Source organism: Ralstonia sp. Ralssp110, from assembly GCF_047325135.1.
Lineage (GTDB): Bacteria > Pseudomonadota > Gammaproteobacteria > Burkholderiales > Burkholderiaceae > Ralstonia > Ralstonia mojiangensis.
On record NZ_CP168610.1, the window covers coordinates 2,872,906 to 2,891,596 of the forward strand.

15 protein-coding genes are annotated in these 18,691 nt (G+C 64.0%); all 15 read right to left on the reverse strand.

All coding sequences use genetic code 11. The features are described from left to right. Positions 1-25: 25 nt before the first annotated feature. Positions 26-2,506 carry a 3-hydroxyacyl-CoA dehydrogenase/enoyl-CoA hydratase family protein gene (locus tag ACEN9T_RS22405; protein WP_413707093.1) on the reverse strand — a complete coding sequence of 827 codons (2,481 nt, stop codon included), beginning with the start codon at positions 2,504-2,506 and terminating at the stop codon, positions 26-28. A 74-nt stretch (positions 2,507-2,580) separates the two neighbouring features. Continuing rightward, entirely contained in the window at positions 2,581-4,368 is a 1,788-nt protein-coding gene (locus ACEN9T_RS22410; RefSeq protein WP_413707094.1) for an acyl-CoA dehydrogenase C-terminal domain-containing protein, read from the reverse strand. Between the two features lie 51 nt (positions 4,369-4,419). Next, a complete protein-coding gene (locus ACEN9T_RS22415; RefSeq protein WP_021196492.1) occupies positions 4,420-5,010 on the reverse strand; it encodes a TetR/AcrR family transcriptional regulator in 591 nt (196 codons plus the stop codon). A 404-nt stretch (positions 5,011-5,414) separates the two neighbouring features. Beyond that, entirely contained in the window at positions 5,415-7,079 is a 1,665-nt protein-coding gene (locus tag ACEN9T_RS22420; protein ID WP_413707095.1) for an acyl CoA:acetate/3-ketoacid CoA transferase, read from the reverse strand. A 42-nt stretch (positions 7,080-7,121) separates the two neighbouring features. Continuing rightward, positions 7,122-8,390: a cardiolipin synthase ClsB gene (gene clsB / locus ACEN9T_RS22425; RefSeq protein ID WP_092973298.1), complete on the reverse strand. Its 1,269-nt coding sequence runs from the start codon at positions 8,388-8,390 to the stop codon at positions 7,122-7,124. Further along, a complete protein-coding gene (locus tag ACEN9T_RS22430; protein WP_092973300.1) occupies positions 8,387-9,133 on the reverse strand; it encodes an endonuclease/exonuclease/phosphatase family protein in 747 nt (248 codons plus the stop codon). The genes clsB and ACEN9T_RS22430 overlap by 4 nt, the downstream gene beginning before the upstream one ends. Position 9,134: 1 nt before the next feature. Continuing rightward, positions 9,135-9,620, reverse strand: a complete 486-nt coding sequence (gene nudB / locus ACEN9T_RS22435) for a dihydroneopterin triphosphate diphosphatase (protein ID WP_413707096.1) — start codon at positions 9,618-9,620, stop codon at positions 9,135-9,137. 116 nt (positions 9,621-9,736) lie between these two features. Then, positions 9,737-10,597 carry a hypothetical protein gene (locus ACEN9T_RS22440; protein WP_413707097.1) on the reverse strand — a complete coding sequence of 287 codons (861 nt, stop codon included), beginning with the start codon at positions 10,595-10,597 and terminating at the stop codon, positions 9,737-9,739. A gap of 160 nt (positions 10,598-10,757) precedes the next feature. Continuing rightward, positions 10,758-12,629 (reverse strand): aspartate--tRNA ligase, encoded by a 1,872-nt coding sequence (aspS, locus tag ACEN9T_RS22445; protein WP_092973306.1) that lies wholly within the window; start codon positions 12,627-12,629, stop codon positions 10,758-10,760. Positions 12,630-12,680: 51 nt separating this feature from the next. Continuing rightward, positions 12,681-13,418 (reverse strand): DUF502 domain-containing protein, encoded by a 738-nt coding sequence (locus ACEN9T_RS22450; protein WP_037027596.1) that lies wholly within the window; start codon positions 13,416-13,418, stop codon positions 12,681-12,683. Between the two features lie 31 nt (positions 13,419-13,449). Next, positions 13,450-13,800: an FmdB family zinc ribbon protein gene (locus ACEN9T_RS22455; RefSeq protein WP_413707098.1), complete on the reverse strand. Its 351-nt coding sequence runs from the start codon at positions 13,798-13,800 to the stop codon at positions 13,450-13,452. Between the two features lie 247 nt (positions 13,801-14,047). Continuing rightward, the gene (locus ACEN9T_RS22460) at positions 14,048-15,487 is read right to left on the reverse strand and encodes a sodium:solute symporter family protein (protein ID WP_413707099.1); all 1,440 of its coding nucleotides are present in this window, start codon (positions 15,485-15,487) and stop codon (positions 14,048-14,050) included. 231 nt (positions 15,488-15,718) lie between these two features. Continuing rightward, positions 15,719-16,348, reverse strand: coding sequence for a methyltransferase domain-containing protein (locus ACEN9T_RS22465; protein ID WP_092973310.1), 630 nt, complete (start codon positions 16,346-16,348; stop codon positions 15,719-15,721). A 23-nt stretch (positions 16,349-16,371) separates the two neighbouring features. Continuing rightward, on the reverse strand, positions 16,372-17,949 hold the full coding sequence (ubiB, locus tag ACEN9T_RS22470) for a ubiquinone biosynthesis regulatory protein kinase UbiB (protein ID WP_413707100.1): 1,578 nt from the start codon (positions 17,947-17,949) through the stop codon (positions 16,372-16,374). Then, complete coding sequence (locus tag ACEN9T_RS22475) at positions 17,946-18,602, reverse strand: SCP2 domain-containing protein (RefSeq protein ID WP_092973314.1); 657 nt, start codon at positions 18,600-18,602, stop codon at positions 17,946-17,948. Before ACEN9T_RS22475 ends, ubiB begins: the two co-directional genes overlap by 4 nt. Positions 18,603-18,691 lie beyond the last annotated feature (89 nt).

The following is an 18,691-nucleotide window of genomic DNA, read 5'->3' on the forward strand; positions in this document are numbered from 1 at the left end:
TCCTGTCTCTCTGTCGTCGCGGCAATTAGTTACGCACCGGCTTGCCGGTCTGCAGCATGCCCATGATGCGTTCCTGGGTCTTGGAGCTGCCCAGCAGATCCACGAAGGCCTTGCGCTCCAGCGCCAGCAGCCATTCTTCGTCCACCAGCGCGCCGGCTTCGACATCACCGCCGCACACGGCTTCAGCGATGCGCGAGGCGATCGTGAAGTCGTGCTGCGAGATAAAGCCGCCATCACGCATGTTCACCAGCGAAGCCTTGATCGTGGCGATGCCCGAACGGCCCGCCACCGGAATGCCCACCGGACGCAGCGGTGCGCGGTAGCCAGAATCGGACAGCGCACGCACTTCGTTGCGTGCAACGTGCAGCAATTCATGCACATTGAAGACGATGGTGTCGGTCGGCTGCAGGTAGCCGATCTTCTGCGCGTCCAGCGCAGACGACGACACCTTGGCCATGGCCGCCGCCTGGAAGCGGTTGGTCAGGAACTGCAGGATGTTGGTGCTGCCTGCTGCCTGTGCAGCCTTGGCTGCCGCCAGAGCCGCCTCCTTCAGGCCACCACCTGCCGGCACGAGGCCCACGCCCACTTCCACCAGACCGATGTACGTTTCCAGCGCAGCCACACGCTTGGCCGAGTGCAGCAGCAGCTCGCAGCCGCCACCCAGTGCGATGCCCGACGCAGCGGACACAACCGGCACGCCGGCGTACTTCACGCGCATCATGCCGTCCTGGAATTTCTTGACGAACGGCTCGATACCCTTGGCGCCGCCCATCATGAAGGCCGGCATGGCTTCTTCCAGGTTGGCGCCGGCGGAGAACGGACCACCCGGCGCACCCAGCTTGAGCGACGTCGGCTGCCACACCACCAGGCCCTTGTAGCCAGCTTCCGCCAGATCAACTGCACGCGTCAGACCATCGATGACGCTCGGTCCGATCGTGTTCATCTTGCTCTTGAACGAGACGATCAGCACGTCGTCCTGCCCTGCTGCGTCGTCCACCCAGATGCGCACGGCGTCCGTCTCTTCGATGGTCTTGCCATACGTGAGCGGGTTGACCGTCGTCGCACCCTTGATCGGCGCACGGAATACCTGGCGGCCGTACACCGGCAGCGTGCTACGCGAGAGGAACGTGCTCTGGTTGGCCGACCACGACCCCTCTGCCGAATGCACACCGCCGTTGTCCGCCACCGGGCCGGAGAACACCCACTGCGGCAGCACCGCGTTCGACAACGCCTTGCCGGCTTCGATATCTTCCTTCACCCACTCGGCGACTTGCTTCCAGCCGGCCTCTTGCCAGTCTTCAAACGGGCCGCTGTTCCAGCCGAAGCCCCAGCGGATCGCCAGATCAACTTCCGCAGCGGAATCCGCAATCTGCTCCAGATACACAGCGATGTAATGGAACACGTCGCGGAAGACGGCCCACAGAAATTGCGCCTGCGGGTTGGTCGATTCGCGCAGCAGCTTCAGGCGCTCGGCGGGCTCCTTCTTCAGGATGCGCACGACGATGTCATCCGCCTTCTTGCCACTCGGGCCGTACTGGCCGCTTTGCGGGTCCAGCACCTTGATTTCCTTGCCTTCTTTCTTGTAGAAACCGGCGCCTGCCTTCTGGCCCAGGGCACCCGCTTCCACCAGCTTGGCCAGCACGGGCGGCGTGGCGTAGACCGGGGCGAACGGATCGTCCTTCAGGTTGTCCTGCATCGTCTTGATGACGTGCGCCATGGTGTCCAGACCCACCACGTCGGCCGTGCGGAACGTCGCCGACTTGGCGCGGCCCAGCTTCGAGCCCGTCAGGTCGTCCACCACGTCAAACGGAATGCCGTACTTGGCCGATTCCGCAAACACGGCCAGGATCGAGAAGATGCCGACGCGGTTGGCGATGAAGTTGGGCGTGTCCTTCGCGCGCACCACGCCTTTGCCGAGCGCGGAGGTCAGGAACGTTTCCAGCTTGTCGAGGATGTCGCCGCGCGTGTGCGCGGTCGGGATCAGCTCGACCAGATGCATGTACCGCGGCGGGTTGAAGAAGTGCACGCCGCAGAAGCGCGACTTCAGCTCGGCATCAAAGCCGTCTGACAGTTCGGTAATCGACAGGCCCGAGGTGTTCGATGCGAAGATCGCGTGCGGAGCAATGTGCGGCGCGACCTTCTTGTACAGGTCATGCTTCCAGTCCATGCGTTCGGCAATGGCCTCGATGACGAGGTCGCAGTCGCGCAGGCGCTCGATGTCGTCTTCGTAGTTGGCAGCCTGGATCAGGTTCGCGTCGTCCTTGATGCCTAGCGGCGCCGGCGACAGCTTCTTCAGGTTTTCAATGGCCTTGAGCACGATGCCGTTCTTCGGGCCTTCCTTCGCCGGAAGATCGAACAGCGTGACGGGAACCTTGGCGTTGACCAGGTGCGCGGCAATCTGCGCGCCCATCACGCCGGCGCCCAGCACAGCAACACGCCGGACGAGGAAGTTGGAGCGCTGGCCGGCCTGCGGCTGCGCGCTGGTGGAGAGTTCAGTGCGGGTCATGGTGTCCTCGCGGGGAGAGAGGAAGAGACGAGGGGGCGACGCTTGCACACGTCGCCCCAAGAGAATGCGGCTGTTTAGAACAGATCCGCTTCGAGTGCCATCAGCGTCGCGCCGCCGGCACGTGCCATGCGGATCTGCGAAGCCGTTTCGGGCAGCAGCTTGGCGAAGTAGAAGCGCGCCGTTGCCAGCTTGACCTTGTAGAAGGTGTCGCCGCTGTCTTGCTTTTCCAGAGCGATCTTGGCCATGCGGGCCCAGAAGTACGAGAACACCAGGTGACCGACCACGCGCAGGTACGGCACAGCGGCGGCGCCCACTTCGTCCGGGTTGGCCATGGCCTTCATGCCGATTTCCATGGTCAGCTTCTGAACCTTGTCACCAATGTCGGCCAGCGGATTGATGAACTCCTGCATGGCTTCGTTGGTGCCTTCGGCTTCCACAAAGTCCTGGACCAGCTTGCCGAACTTCTTCATCTTGGCGCCCATGTCGCCGAGGATCTTGCGGCCCAGCAGGTCCAGCGACTGCACGGTGTTCGTGCCTTCGTAGATCATGTTGATGCGGGCATCGCGCACGTACTGCTCCATGCCCCACTCGGCGATGTAGCCATGGCCACCGAACACCTGCATGCCTTCGTTGGTGGAGATGAATGCGTTGTCGCTCAGGAAGGCCTTGGCGATCGGCGTCAGCAGCGCGACCAGATCAGCCGCGTCCTCGCGCACGGACTCGTCTTCGTGCGACAGCTCGCGGTCGATCTGCAGTGCGATCCAGTAGCTGAATGCGCGGCCGCCTTCGGCAAAGGCACGCTGCGTCAGCAACATGCGGCGCACATCCGGGTGCACGATGATCGGATCAGCCGGCTTGTCCGGCGCCTTCGGGCCCGACAGACTGCGCATCTGCAGGCGTTCCTTGGCGTAGGCCGCGGAGTTCTGGTAAGCGACTTCGGTCAGGCCCAGGCTCTGCATGCCGACACCCAGGCGGGCGGCGTTCATCATCACGAACATGGCGTTCAGGCCCTTGTTCGGCTCGCCGACCATCCAACCGCGTGCGCCGTCCAGATTGATCACACAGGTGGCGTTGCCGTGGATGCCCATCTTGTGTTCGATGGAGCCGCACTTCACGCCGTTGCGCTCGCCCGGGTTGCCGTTGGCATCGGGAATGAACTTCGGCACCACGAACAGCGAGATGCCCTTCGTGCCGCCCGGCGCGTCCGGCAGGCGTGCCAGCACAAGGTGGATGATGTTTTCGGCCAAGTCGTGCTCGCCCGCCGAGATGAAAATCTTCGTGCCGGTGATGGCGTACGAGCCATCGGCCAGCGGCTCAGCCTTGGTGCGCAGGATGCCGAGGTCGGTGCCGCAATGCGGCTCGGTCAGACACATCGTGCCGGTCCACACGCCCGACACCAGCTTCGGTAGATAACGCTGCTTGAGCTCGTCGGTGCCGTGTGCGTGCAGGGCTTCGTACGCGCCGTGCGACAGGCCCGGATACATCGTCCAGGCCTGGTTGGCCGAGTTCAGCATCTCGTACAGCGCGTTGTTGATCAGGATGGGCAGACCCTGGCCACCGTACTCGGGATCGCAGCCGAGTGAGGGCCAGCCAGCCTCAACGTACTGCTGATACGCTTCCTTGAAACCCTTGGGAGCCGTCACCACGCCGTCGCCGTGGTAGGTGCAGCCTTCGCGATCGCCGGACTGATTAAGCGGGAAGATGACTTCGGAGCAGAACTTGCCGGCTTCCTCGATCACCTGATTGATGGTGTCTGCATCGATCTCCGCGTGCTGCGGCATTTGCTTCAGGTGGTCCTCCACGCCGAGAAGCTCGTGGAGAACAAACTGCATGTCACGCAGCGGTGCGGTGTATTGACCCATCTTGCAACTCCTTGGTGTGTACTGCGCGACCGCTAGGTGTGCGATGCCGCGTCAGGTTCGGTAAGACTGAATGAGTTTGTTAAGCGCCACCATGGCCAGTTCGGCACTGTTCGGCAACCGCAGGAAACGCGCATCGTGATGCAGACCCAGCTCCAGGCTGTACATCTCGAAGAGCATCAATTGCGGGTCCGCTTCTGCACGCAGGTGGCCTTCTTCCTTTGCCTGTGCGATCGCGCGAGCCAAGGCTGCACGCCAGATCGTCACGCTCTTGACGAGTTCGTCGCGCACCGGGCTTTCGGCACGATCGTCGTACTCCACCGCGCCGCTGATGTAGATGCAGCCCGTGGTCACTTCCTGAATGCGACGCTCCATCCAGCGTCGCACCATGCTCCACAGGCGCGGCAGACCGCGCGGTTCCGTCAAGCTCGGGTAGAAGACTTCCTGCTCGAACCTTTTGTGATACTCGCGAACCACTTCCACCTGCAGATCCTCACGCGAGCCGAAGTGCGCGAACACCCCGCTCTTGCTCATCTGCATGCGCTCCGCGAGCACACCGATCGTCAATCCTTCCAGTCCGTCGCGCGAAGCCAATTCCAGCGCGGCATCGAGAATCGCTGCACGCGTCAGTTCGCCCTTGCGCATCGGCGTGGCTGCTGCGTGATTTGATTCGAGACGAGCGGTCGGGTGACGCATGATGATTTCTCTCCGTTCTTTTCTGGGGCGTGACACGCGAGAAAATTGGCTTCTTGCAGGGCGCCTTTCGCGTGCCGGGCAGGACTGTAAACCAGCCTGCGCGAACACTCTAGCCCAAAATCGAACGGTCGTTCAATTATTTACAGGGGCACTTGGAGCGGCAAGTGTTTTATTAGAAAGCGGCGTCTAAATGGCGGCCCCGATTTGCAACCTTCCGCGGTGCAGCGCGAATCCCACAAACCCTTTATATGAAAGGCTTTTCAGGGTGTGCGCCGCACCTATAAAACGGGTGCGCCACAGCATAGCGGATGGATTTTCTAGTGCTACCCATCAGTAAATAAACAGCCCGTAAATCAGACCGGCGTGATGCCTGAGCACATGGCACCACGGCGGAAGATGCGGGCGTCCATTTCACGCAGGTCGGCTGCCACGGCAACCTCTGCGGCACACTGGTCCAGTACATCGCGCTGCAGGTCGATACCAGGAGCGATTTCAGTCAGCGTGAGGCGCCGTGCGCCGTGGCCATCGTCACGCATTTCGAAGACAGCGCGCTCGGTCACGTAGCGCACGGGAATGCCCGATTGCGCCGCATACTCACCGTTGAAGGTCAGATGGGACACGGCCGGCACGATCTTCTTGAGCCGCCCTTCGCGCACGATGCGCAGCTTGCCGTCTTCGGCTTCGACCTGCAGGCCGCCAGCGGTGAGCGTGCCCATGAACACGACCGAGCGTGCGCTCTGCGTGATGTTGATGAAGCCGCCGACGCCCGCGACGACGGTGTCGCCACCCTCGCCAAACAGGCTGACGTTGACGTTGCCGGCGCCGTCCAGTTCTGCCAAGCCGAGGATGGCGAGATCGATGCCGCCACCTTCGTAGAAGTCAAACTGCGCGGGTTGATCGACGACCGCTTCGGGATAGGCGGACGCGCCAAAGCTCAGGCCATCTGCCGGCGTGCCGCCAATCGGGCCTGCCTCCACGGTAAGAGTGAAGCCGCGCGCGCCTTCTTGCTCAGCCAGGGCGCCGACGGCCGCGGGCATGCCCACGCCGAGGTTCACGACCCGCGGCTGCTGCGCGATCAGTTCCAGCACGGCGCGGCGCTGCACCAGCGTGCGGGCGTCGAGCGCTCCGTGCTGATTCGCCTCCAGCGCCTCGCTCGATTCGATGACGTCTTGCTTGAGCTGGATCGCCTCGCCTTGCCATGGGCGGATATAGGTCGGGTTGAACGCCTCGCCGAAGGTCATCTGGTGTTCGGTTTCATCGTCAGCCATGACTACGTAATCGACGAGGATGCCCGGCACGTGGATTGCCTGCAGGTTGTCATGCCGATCGACGAGCCGACGCACCTGCGCGATGACGATGCCACCCGAGTTGCGGGCGGCCTGTGCCATGGCCAGCAGTTCGTGATGAAAGGCTTCTTCGTGCGTGCTGATGTTGCCGCGCGGGTCGGCAGCCGTGCCGCGCAGAAAGACGCAGTGCAGCGGAAAACTGGGGTAGAAGAGATAGTCTTCGCCGCGAAAGCGTTCGTACTCGACCCACGAGGCCGTGCCTGCAGCGCGCGCCGCCTTGGCGCGGGCATTGATGGCGCCGCCGTGGTAACGCGCGTCAAGCTCCGTGCGCGGGTCGACGAACGTGTGCAGCCCCATCTTGGTCAGCACGCCCGGCTTGCCACCCGCGATGGCGCGGTACAGATGCGTGAGCACGCCTTGGGGCAGGTTGAACGCATCGCATTGCTCGGCAAGCGCCAGGTCCGCCAGCCGCGTGGCGGAGCGCCAATGCCCGCCGACCACACAGCGCGTCATCCCGGGATTGCCGAAGTGGTTGACGCCGCGCGTGGCGCGATCGCCCTGGCCGGCGGAATAGACCAGCGTCAGATCATGCGGCTCGCCGGTGGCCAGAAAGCGGCGCTCCAGCGCATGCGTGACGGCCTCTGCATGGCCCGCGCCGACAAACCCCGCGCATGCGACCGTCCACTCCGGCTGTACCAACCGGGCGGCCTCATCGGCTGTGATGACTTGCATGTCTCCTCCCTCTTGTTATGTTTTTGCAGATGTCTTGTACCGCTAATACTGTGCTGCGCGCCCGCTGATGACGACGCCAAGGCGCACCAGCCGGTAGGCGCACCAATCTGCCAGGCGCCACCACCAGCGGCGCGCGGCGTGCGCATCGGCCAGAACGCGGCGTGCGTGATGGGCGATGGCGTCTTCGAGGGCCGCGCGCAGTTCGTTGGCTACGGTCGCATCCCATGCGACGACGTTGGCTTCGCGAGCCAGCAGCAGGCTGAATGGGTCGATATTGCTGGAGCCGACGGTGGCCCATCGGTCGTCCACCACAGCCACCTTGGCGTGCAGGAAGCTGGCCGTGTATTCGTTGATCTCGACGTTGTCGCGCAGCAGCATGTGGTACAGCGAGCGCGTCGCGTAGTGCTGCAGCCGGTATTCGACCTGCCCCTGCAACAACAGGCGAACGCGCACACCGCGCCGTCGGCATGCTGCCAGGGCCCGCATGAAACGCACGCCCGGCAGGAAGTACGCATTGGCGATGATCACCTCGTGCCGCGCCGCACCCAGCGCGCGCAGATATTCTCGTTCGATCGCACGCCGGTTGCGGACGTTGTCACGCAGCACCAACGAAGCCAACACGGTGCCCGGTGCGCGCTCACTTTCTCGTCCGGACGCGCCGCGATGCCGTGGTCGCGGCGTATCGGTCATCACCGGAAACTCGGCGGCGACGCCCGTGACGCCCACCTCCCGCATGCCGGCGCGCACGCCCATCTGCCACCAGAGCCGGTCGACGGTCAGCGCAATCTGCGCGACCAGCGGCCCGCGTACTCGCACGGCAAAGTCGTAACGCGGTCCCAGCGCAACATCGTGAAATGGCGCGTGGTTCAGGTCATCAATGATGTTGATGCCGCCCACGAACGCGACGTCGTCATCGATGACAACGATCTTCCGATGCAGCCGTCGCAGGTAGCGGCGTTGCAGACGAAAACCGCGCACCGGACGATAGATGCGCAAGATCACGCCCGCCGTCTCGAGCATCGCGGCGATGTTGGCAGGCAGCAGGCCGGTGCCGAAGCCGTCGATGGTCAAGTGGACATCCACACCGCGGCGGGCCGCGCGGGCGAGCGCCTCGGTCACGCTGCGGGCGGCAGCGTCGTCGGTGTAGATGTAGGTTTCGAGCGCGACGCGGCGTTGCGCGGCATCGATGGCCTCGATCAAGGCTGGGAAGAACTCAGCACCGCCGCACAGCAGGTCGACGTCGTTGCCCGGCAGGGGCTTACCCCGGCGCCACTCGGAGCGCAGCGGACCTGCATCGCGCGCGACCCTCATGGATGCGCCAGTTCCGCCAGGAGGGGCACGTGATCGGAGCGCTGCGCCCATTCGCGGCCAGTCAGCGCGTGCGCACGTTCGATGTCGAAACCGCGCACGTAGATGCGGTCTAGTCGCAACCAAGGCATATGGCTCGGGAAGGTGCGCACCGGGCGTGCATCCGCAGCCTTGTCAGCCACTTCGGTCGCACCGAGCGCCTGACAGATCATGCGGTCAAGCCGGTTGTTCCAATCGTTGAAATCCCCTGCCACCACGAGCGGCGCATCCGGTGGCACGACCGAACGCACGCGGTCAACGAGCGCCTCCGCCTGCCGTTGCCGGCTGCGTGCAAACAGGCCGAAGTGCGCGCACAGCAGATGCACCTCGCCGAAGCCGAGATCCGTCACGGCGTGCAGCAGGCCGCGCTGCTCGAAACGGTGATCAGAGATATCGAGGTTTTCCGACAGCAGGATCGGATACCGCGACAGGATGGCGTTGCCGTGGTGCCCGTGCTCGTAAACAGCATTGCGGCCATAAACCGTGTGCGGATAGACGTCGGTCGCGAGGTAGCGCAGCTGCGTGTAGTTCGGGTCGAACAGCTCGGCGGCGACGAGGTGATCGTTGCGGTCCTGCACTTCCTGCAGGAAGACGATGTCGGCGTCCATGGTGTGCAGGCCCTGCCGCACGTCATGCACGCGCACGCGCCGGGCGATGCCTGTCACGCCCTTGTGGATGTTGTAGGTGGCAACGCGCAAACGCAGCATGTCAGGCCTGGTCCTTTGTCAGCGCCGCCTGACGAGCATGATAGGCAGCGAGGCGTTCGGGCAGCTGCAGGATGGCCTCGGCATTGCTGCGCGAGAAGCACCGCGCGGCGGCCTCTCGGTAAGGCAACCACTCGGCCTGCACATGCTCGCGCGGGGACATCCGCACCGGTACCTTGCCGCTCACCAGCAGGCCGAACCAATGCTCGGTGTTGCGCGTGATGCCCGGCGCGTAGCGGTGCCGCCAGTGTGGGTAGATTTCGTATTCGATGTGGTGGCCCCAGTCGATCAGATGATGCTGGGCCGCGTCGATGCCGGTTTCTTCCAGCACCTCCCGGGCGGCCGTATCGACCAAGGGTTCGTCAAGTGCGTCGCAACTGCCCGTCACGGATTGCCAGAAACCCGGATGATCTGCCCGCTCCATCACCAACACATGCAAATCGGGCGTGTGAATGACGACGAGGACGGAGACGGGAATCTTGTGCGACATGGGTGCGGTTGCTGCGTGCTTCGATGGGCGGCGCGATCGCGCTGCAAGGCAATAGCTTACCGCAGCCAGAAGCGTGCCACCGTGACGCTCAGCGTGCTGCCATGCCGTGGCAGCGATCAGGCAGCGCGCAACGGCCCTTGGCCTGTGCGCGTGCGGGCAAGCCACAGCGCCGTCTCATCCGTCGCCGTTTCGTGACCAAACTCGCGGCGGGCGACGGCCAGCAGCGGATCGAGCATCGCAGCATAGTCATCGGCTGCGCGCTGTGATTGCGCCCACAACGCCTCTGTACGCTCGCCGAGCTGTTGGCGCAGCGCAGCGAGCTGTGCGGTCAACTCGCGTTCGCGGTTGCCCAGCGTGTTGAATTTCTGAATGAGGAAGCGCTGCACATCGGTCTGTTCGGATTGCGCGTTGGCTTGGTCGAAGCGTTCAACGATGGCCGAGGTCTCACGCTCGATGCGATGCAGTTCGCTGGTGCCTTCGCGCTCAGCGGTCTCCAACGCTTGCAGGGCGCGGCGCTCGGCCTGCAAGACACGCGCGTGATCGGCAAAGCGGAGTTCTGCCGCCAAATGCGCTTCGGCCAGCGAGCGCGGTGTGTCATATACGAGCGGATGCACGGGCATGCCTGGTGCGGCTGGCGGCAACGCCGTTTCGGGCAGACGCAGGTTGGCGACCGCGTGCAGCCAATGCATCCGCTCCGCCGCAAGGTGACCCAACGCACGCATCCCCTCGGCCAAACCCGGAGGCGACGCCGAGGCGGGCCCCGGTGGATGTGCGCTCTGCGCCGCAGCTACGATTTCGGGCACGCAAGCCGCTACCGTGGTGGCTACGGCCTCGGTCATGGCCATGGCGGCACGCCGCGTGGCGCGGCGGATTTCGATCCAGGCCAGCAGCATCACCACTAGCGCGGCCATTAGCCAAGTCAACAGGAACTCGGCATGTGCGGCGATCCATGTGCGCGCAAAGTCGACGTAGTCCATCTAAACACTCCTCCTTCGTTGTCACCCAACGTGACAGAAACGAAAGATTCGGTTTAGCACCCAATGTTCCCGATTGCTGCGAGTTGCTCCAGCAGGCGCAAAAAAAACGCGCCGCCCTTATCAGGCGGCGCGGTCTGTTGTGGAGCGTCAGCGCGGGCGCTTAGGCAGTCGTTGCAGCCGTCGGTGCGGCCACTTTGGCCTCGGCAGCGCGCAAGCGGATATGCAGCTCGCGCAATTGCTTTTCGTCGACCGGGCTCGGTGCCTGCGTCAGCAGATCCTGCGCACGCTGCGTCTTCGGGAAGGCGATCACGTCGCGGATCGAATCCGCACCGGCCATCATCGTGACAACGCGGTCCAGACCGAACGCGATACCGCCGTGCGGAGGCGCACCGTACTGCAGTGCGTCGAGCAGGAAACCGAACTTGGCACGCGCTTCTTCATCGTTGATCTTCAGCGCGCGGAACACCTTGCTCTGCACTTCTTCGCGGTAAATCCGTACCGAGCCGCCGCCGATTTCCCAGCCGTTGAGCACCATGTCGTAAGCCTTGGCGATGCACTTGCCCGGATCGGTTTCCAGGTATTCCAGGTGCTCGTCTTTCGGGCTCGTGAACGGATGGTGCATGGCCACCCAGCGTGCGTCTTCCTCGTCGTACTCGAACATCGGGAAGTCGATCACCCACAGCGGCTTCCAAGCGTCTTCGAACAGCCCGTTGCTCTTCGCAAAGTCCGAATGGCCCACCTTCAGGCGCAGTGCACCCATCGCGTCGTTGACCACCTTGGCGCGGTCGGCGCCGAAGAACAGGATGTCGCCATCTTGTGCGCCGCTGCGCTTGAGGATCTCGGCGATGGCCGCATCGTGCAGGTTCTTCACGATCGGCGATTGCAGGCCGTCGCGGCCCTTGGCCACTTCGTTGACCTTGATCCAGGCCAGGCCCTTAGCACCGTAGATTTCGACGAACTTGGTGTAGGCGTCGATATCGCCACGCGACAGGGAAGCACCACCCGGCACGCGCAGTGCCACGACGCGACCGCCTTCAGCGTTGGCCGGGCTCGAGAACACCTTGAAGTCAACGTCCTTCATGGCGTCGGTCAGCTCGGTGAATTCCAGCTTGACGCGCAGGTCGGGCTTGTCCGAACCGAAGCGGGCCATCGCCTCACGGAATTCCATCACCGGGAACTTGGCATCCAGCTCGACCGACATGGTGTTCTTGAACACCGTGCGGATCATCTCTTCAAACAGGTCTCGGATTTCCTGCTCGCTCAGGAACGACGTTTCGCAGTCGATCTGGGTGAATTCGGGCTGGCGGTCAGCACGCAGGTCTTCGTCGCGGAAGCATTTGGTGATCTGGTAGTAGCGGTCGAAGCCCGACACCATCAGCATCTGCTTGAAGAGCTGCGGCGATTGCGGCAGCGCGAAGAACTGGCCAGCGTTCACGCGCGACGGCACGAGGTAATCGCGCGCGCCTTCCGGCGTGCTCTTGGTCAGCATCGGCGTTTCGATGTCGATGAAGCCCTTGTCGTCCAGATACTTGCGCACTTCCATCGCGACCTTGTAGCGCAGGCGCAGGTTGTACTGCATCTGCGGGCGACGCAGGTCCAGCACGCGATGCGTCAGGCGGGTGGTTTCCGACAGGTTGTCGTCATCCAGCTGGAACGGAGGCGTGACGGAGGCGTTGAGCACCGTCAGCTCGTGGCACAGCACTTCGACCTTGCCGCTGGTCAGGTTGGCGTTAGTGGTGCCTTCCGGGCGGGCACGCACGACGCCCTTTACCTGCAGGCAGAACTCGTTGCGCACACCTTCGGCCACCTTGAACATCTCTGGGCGGTCCGGGTCGCACACGACCTGCACCAGGCCTTCACGGTCGCGCAAATCGATGAAGATCACGCCACCGTGGTCACGACGACGATGGGCCCAGCCCGACAGCGTGACGCTCTGGCCGAGCAGTTGTTCGGTGACCTGACCGCAGTATTGAGTACGCATTTGCATGTTGTGGTTTTCCGCGAAGCGCGCCGCCAAGAAAACGTCGCGCATGAAAGTTGATTGGGGGGCCGGGGTCGATTCGACTTCGTTCGTATCGCCGGCTCAGGGTGCCGCGATGGCGCCGCCCTCTGCAGGCAGCGCGGTCGGATTCGAAGGGTCGCGCGGCCCTTGAGCCGGCGACCGGTCCTCCGTCTGTGGCGAGGCGTCGGGCGGGTCCATGCGGCGCGGCAGCGCTTCAGGCGCCACCACACCCATCGACACGATGTACTTGAGCGCCGCGTCCACCGTCATGTCCAGCTCGATGGTGTCAGCCTTGGGCATCATCAGGAAGAAGCCCGACGTCGGATTGGGCGTGGTCGGCACGTACACGCTGACGTACTCGCCCTGCAGGTGGTTCTCGACATCACCGCCGGGGCGGCCGGTCAGGAAGGCGATCGTCCACGAGCCTTCGCGCGGGTATTGCACCAGCAACGCCTTGCGGAATGCATTGCCGTTGGACGACAGCAGTGTGTCCGACACCTGCTTCACGCTCGAATAGATCGGGCCGACCACAGGAATGCGGCCCACGAGCGCCTCCCACCACAGCACCAGCTTCTGGCCGATGAAGTTGTGCGCCAGCACGCCCACAATGAGGATGAACGCCAGCGTGAGAATCGCGCCCACGCCAGGAATGCGCCGGCCAAATAGCTGATCCGGCTGCCATGCCGACGGCAGCAGCGCCAGGCTCTGGTCCATCGTGCCGATGATGAGCGACAGCACCCACAGCGTGATCGCAAGCGGGACAAGCACCAGAAGACCGGTCAGGAACCATGTCTTGAGTGCGCTGGTTTTCTGTTTCATGGGGCGATGGGCCGAAAGGTAAGCGATGCGATCAGTGGCAAGCGCACGACGTGCCGCAGCCACCGGACGCCGCCGGCGTGCTGGCGCTGGACGACGCGCTGGACGACGACGCGGCGGGCGCGGCAGCAGCGGCTGGTGCTGCGGCATCTACCTTGGCCGCCGTACCGGTTCCGGCTGCTGCAGCCGATGCGCCGCCCGAGCCGCCGCGGAAATCCGTCACATACCAGCCCGAACCCTTGAGCTGGAAGCCGGCAGCGGTGAGCTGCTTCTTGAACGCCGGCGCGCCGCATGCGGGGCAATCCGTCAGCGGGGCGTCGCTCATCTTCTGCAGCACATCTTTGGCGTGGCCGCAGGCGTCGCATCGATAAGCATAGATCGGCATGGTGTCCTCACCCTGAAACAAACAAATGACAAGAAAGCGATTGGATTGCCCGCGCATCCCGAGAGCGCGGTGCGGGAAATACGCACATGGGCTCACGCAAGATTGGGGCAGCCGCGCGCCATACAAGTGCTGGCGCGCAAAGCCTTGAATTATAAACCCTTTTAGGGGAATTCCCGACCGCAGATTCGGGGCGGGCGATGGCGATGCGCGCCAAAGTGGCACACCGCGCACGCCTGCAGCGAGACGCTCAAGCTTGCGTGGCCGCCTTGGTGGTCGGCGCGCGGTTCGCGATCCACTGCGGTCCGAGCGAGCCCAGGACCATCGCACCGAAGCTTGCCAAGAGGCCAACCAATTGTGGCGGAAGCATCGCACCGGGCAGGAACACTTCGCACCAGATCCATGCCGCGAGGCCCAGGATGATGGCCAGCAGACCACCCTGCTTCGTCGCGCGCTTCCAGAACAGACCGAAGGCCAGCGGCACGAACGCGGCCACCAAAGTTACCTTGTAAGCACTTTCGACCATATGGAAGATCGACAGGTGCGAGTTCAGCGCAAACAGCGTCACCAGCACTGTGAATGTCAGCACCACTGCCTGCATGACGCGCAGGAAACGCTTGTCGTCCATGTTCGGCAACAGCGGGCGCAGCACGTTTTCGGCAAACGTCACGGACGGCGCCAGCAGCGTCGCGCTCGCGCAGCTCTTGATGGCCGAGAGCAGCGCGCCGAAGAACATCACCTGCGCGAAGATCGGCGCATGCTGGAGCACCAGGTTCGGCAAGATCATCTGCGAATCGGTATCGATGTACTTTGCGACCATCCCCGGGTCAATGAGCGTGGCGGAATACGCCAGGAACATCGGCACGAACGCAAACATGAAGTACAGCACGCCGCCCAGCACCGATGCCGTACCGGCGATGCGCTCGGTGCGCGATGAGGTCACCCGCTGGAACACGTCCTGTTGCGGGATCGAGCCGAGCATCATGGTGATCCACGCTGTCACAAAGCCGATGACCTCGATCGGGTTGAACGCCGGCCAAAACGAGAACTTGCCCGAAGCTGCCGCGTGCGCCACCACCGTGCCCACGCCACCGGCCTGACCCGACACCTCCCAGCCGATGTACAGCATGCCGATCACGATGATGATCATCTGGATGAAGTCCGTCACCGCCACCGACCACATGCCGCCGAACAGCGTGTAGACGAGCACGCTGCCCGCGCCGATCATCATCCCGAGGTCTTGCGAAACCGCGCCGTCAGATACGGTGTAGAACACCAAGCCCAGCGCCTTGATCTGCGCCGCCACCCAGCCCAGGTACGACACGACGATGCACAGGGTCGTCAGCGTTTCGGCAGCGCGGCCAAAGCGGTTGCGATAGAAGTCACCAATGGTGAGCAGATTCATCCGGTACAGCGGCTTGGCGAAGAACAGACCCACCAAGATCAGGCACAGCGACGAACCGAACGGATCGGCCACCACACCGTGCAGGCCGTCCTTGAGAAATTCTGCGGGAATCCCGAGCACCGCCTCGGAACCGAACCAGGTCGCGAACACCGTTGCCGTCACGACGTAGAACGGCAGGCTGCGGCCAGCCACGGCGAAATCGGCGGTACTGCGCACCCGCAGTGCAGCCCACAGGCCGATCCCGACCGAAATCACCCAGTAAACAATGACAAACCAGATCAGCATGGCAGCGCGGAAAGAAGCTGGAAAACCCCATGGTGGCCCGGTTTTGGGCCCCGGGGCGCCGGGCAAAGTGGCCGGATTATAGCGATGGGACCGCCCGCCGGGGCATCGGCGCGACCACGAACGCCGCCCCGTTTGCCAGATTTCTGGGCGACGGCCCGCAACGGGCGCCAGCAGGCTTTTTGTTGATGACGACCCATGTTGCTTCGCGCCAACACTGGCCGGGAAAACGGATCAATCGGCGCGGCGGCGCCAGACTTGCCAACGCTCGCGCCCGGCGAACACCGGAATCGAATCGGCTTCGGCGATGGGCATATCGCTGATGCGCTCAAACGCGGGCGACAGCAGCCCATCCAGCTCGGTTTGCGTGGTCTCGAACGGCGGCCCTTTGGGGACCGCCTCCCTGCCTTCCACCACGGCAAAGAAGCCAGCCAGCAACCCGCCTGGCGAAAGCAGTTTCGCCACCTGCACGGCGTAGTCGGGCCACAGACGACGCGGCATCGCACACAGAAATGCGCGTTCGTAGATCCATTGCACCGGATGCGGCGGCGAAAAACGAAAGAAATCCGCCAACTGCACCACATCGGCATGCGGGCCCAGCAGGGTCTTGGCCGACGCCACGGCACTGGGCGCGAAGTCGATGGCCGTGACCGGCCAACCGCGGTCCGCCAGCCAGCCGGCTTCGTAGGCGTTGCCGCAACCGGGAATCAGCGTGGGAAGCGGCGCAGGCTGCGCTTCGCAGAATTGCCGGAACGCCGCGGGCACACCGGCGGCATCCCAGGGCGTGTGCTCGCGGCTAAAGCGCTCGTCCCAAAAGGCGGGATCGGCGGCGTCACGGGATTGGAAGACGGGCGGTTGGGCCATGACAGTCGGAGGGTGAAAACGGATCAGTAGTGGGCCATCCAGGCCAGAACATGCGTCGCGACGATGCCGACCGCGAAACCACCGACGAACAACAGCGCGGCAGACAACAGCCGGTTCGTGCGCTTTTGCTCGGCAAGCAGCGCAGTGAGCGCCGCGGTCTGCGCGTTGCCGTCCTCGCGGGAGCGGCGATCCAGAATCTGGTACACCAGGCGCGGGAAGTCCGGCAGCTTGTTGGCCCATTGCGGTGCCTCGACCTTCAGGCGTTCGATAAAGCCGCGCCAGCCGATCTGCTCGTGCATCCAGCGTTCGAGGAATGGCTTGGCCGTCTTCCACAGGTCCAGATCCGGATCGAGCTGGCGGCCAAGGCCTTCCACGTTCAACAGGGTCTTCTGCAGCAGGACGAGCTGCGGCTGCACTTCCACGTTGAAGCGGCGCGAGGTCTGGAACAGCCGCATCAGCACCAGACCCAGCGAAATTTCACCCAGCGGCCGATCGAAATACGGCTCGCAGCACGCACGGATGGCGCCTTCCAGCTCTTCCACGCGCGTCTCTTCCGGCGCCCAGCCAGACTCGATGTGAAGCACCGCCACGCGGTGGTAGTCGCGCTGGAAAAATGCCAGGAAGTTCTGCGCCAGGTAGTTCTTATCGAACTCCGAGAGCGCCCCGACGATGCCGAAATCCAGCGCGATATAGCGGCCCAGCGTCTCGGGTGCCACGCTCACGAGGATGTTGCCGGGGTGCATGTCGGCATGGAAAAACCCGTCGCGGAAGACCTGCGTGAAGAAAATCTCCACGCCGTCGCGCGCGAGCTTGTGCATGTCGACGCCGGCGGCGCGCAGTTCTTCGGTGTGCGAGATCCGCATGCCGTGCATGCGCTCCATCACGAACACCTCAGACGTGCACCAATCCCAGAAAACCTCGGGCACCAGCAGCAGGTCGGACTTGGCGAAATTGCGGCGCAACTGGCTGGCGTTGGCCGCCTCGCGCATCAGGTCAAGCTCGTCGTGCAGGTACTTGTCGAACTCGGCGACCACCTCGCGCGGCTTCAGGCGCTTGGCGTCGGCCCACAGTTTTTCCATCCAGGTAGCGAGGTCCCGCATGAGCGCGAGGTCGCTGTCGATCACGGGCAGCATGCCCGGGCGCAGAACCTTGACTGCCACCTCGCGGCCGTCGTCCGGGCCGCCGCGCAGCGTGGCGAAATGCACCTGAGCAATCGACGCACTCGCCACAGGATGATGGTCAAAACGATGGAACAGCGCCGACAGCGGCTTGCCGAGCGATTTCTCTACGATGGCTGCCGCCACCTTCGGGTCGAACGGCGGCACGCGATCCTGCAGCTTGGCGAGTTCGTCGGCCACATCTGGCGGCAGCAGATCGCGCCGCGTCGACAGCACCTGCCCGAACTTCACGAAGATGGGCCCAAGCTGCTCCAGCGCCAAGCGCAGGCGCTCGCCGCGGGGCAGCTTCGGCTTGCGACCCAGCGTCAGCAGCCAGACCAGCGCGCGAATGCGGCGGCTCTTGAAGCCCGACAACGCGAGCTGATCCAGCCCGTAATAGAGGATGACGAAAACGATCTTGCCCAGTCGGAATAAGCGCGTCATGCCGAGTCACCCTGACGGACGGTCCGGACGGCCGGTCGTTGGGATTTTTCGAGCCGCTCCAGCCGCTTGGTCAGACGCGCTTCGGCATCACGCAGTGCCGCCACATCGGCGGCGAACTGCGCGAGACGCGCATGGCGTACGAGCGTCGGTTGCTCATCGGTCAGATACGACGCCACAGATTCCGCCAGCGAACGGCTGACGCGCGTGGCCTCTGTGCGGGCGGCCTGCGCGCCGCTCACCATACGCTGCGCGATGACGTCGCCAAACACGCGCGAGAGGTCTTCCGCCGCATCCCAGCGCAGATTGCGCAGCAGCGTGGACAGCACGTTGGCGAACTCTGCCTCGCCCTCGATACGCACGTGCTTGAGCACAGCGGCCTGTCCGCCCGTTGCGTAATCGCTGGCAGCGGCCGCCAGCGGCACGACAACAGTCACGGCCGGTTCAACACCAGGGTCGGGAGCGGTCACCAAGCCGGTGGCATCCACCTGCAACGTCATCGACATGGGCGCCAAGTTAAAGCGTGCGACGCGACCCGCGAACGGCCGCAGTGTCTCCTGCGCCCAGGGCTCCTGGCGCAGCAGATGGTTGAGTGCGAGCAGCAGCGGCTGCATCAGCACAAGCGGAAACGGAGACGAAGAGGCTGTCGAGGACATGCGGTGATGGTGCGCAAAAACAGCAAGGAAGCAGCAAGAAGCGGGCTGGCGGCGGGCAGCAAAAGGGCCCGAACCAGACGGTCGGGCCC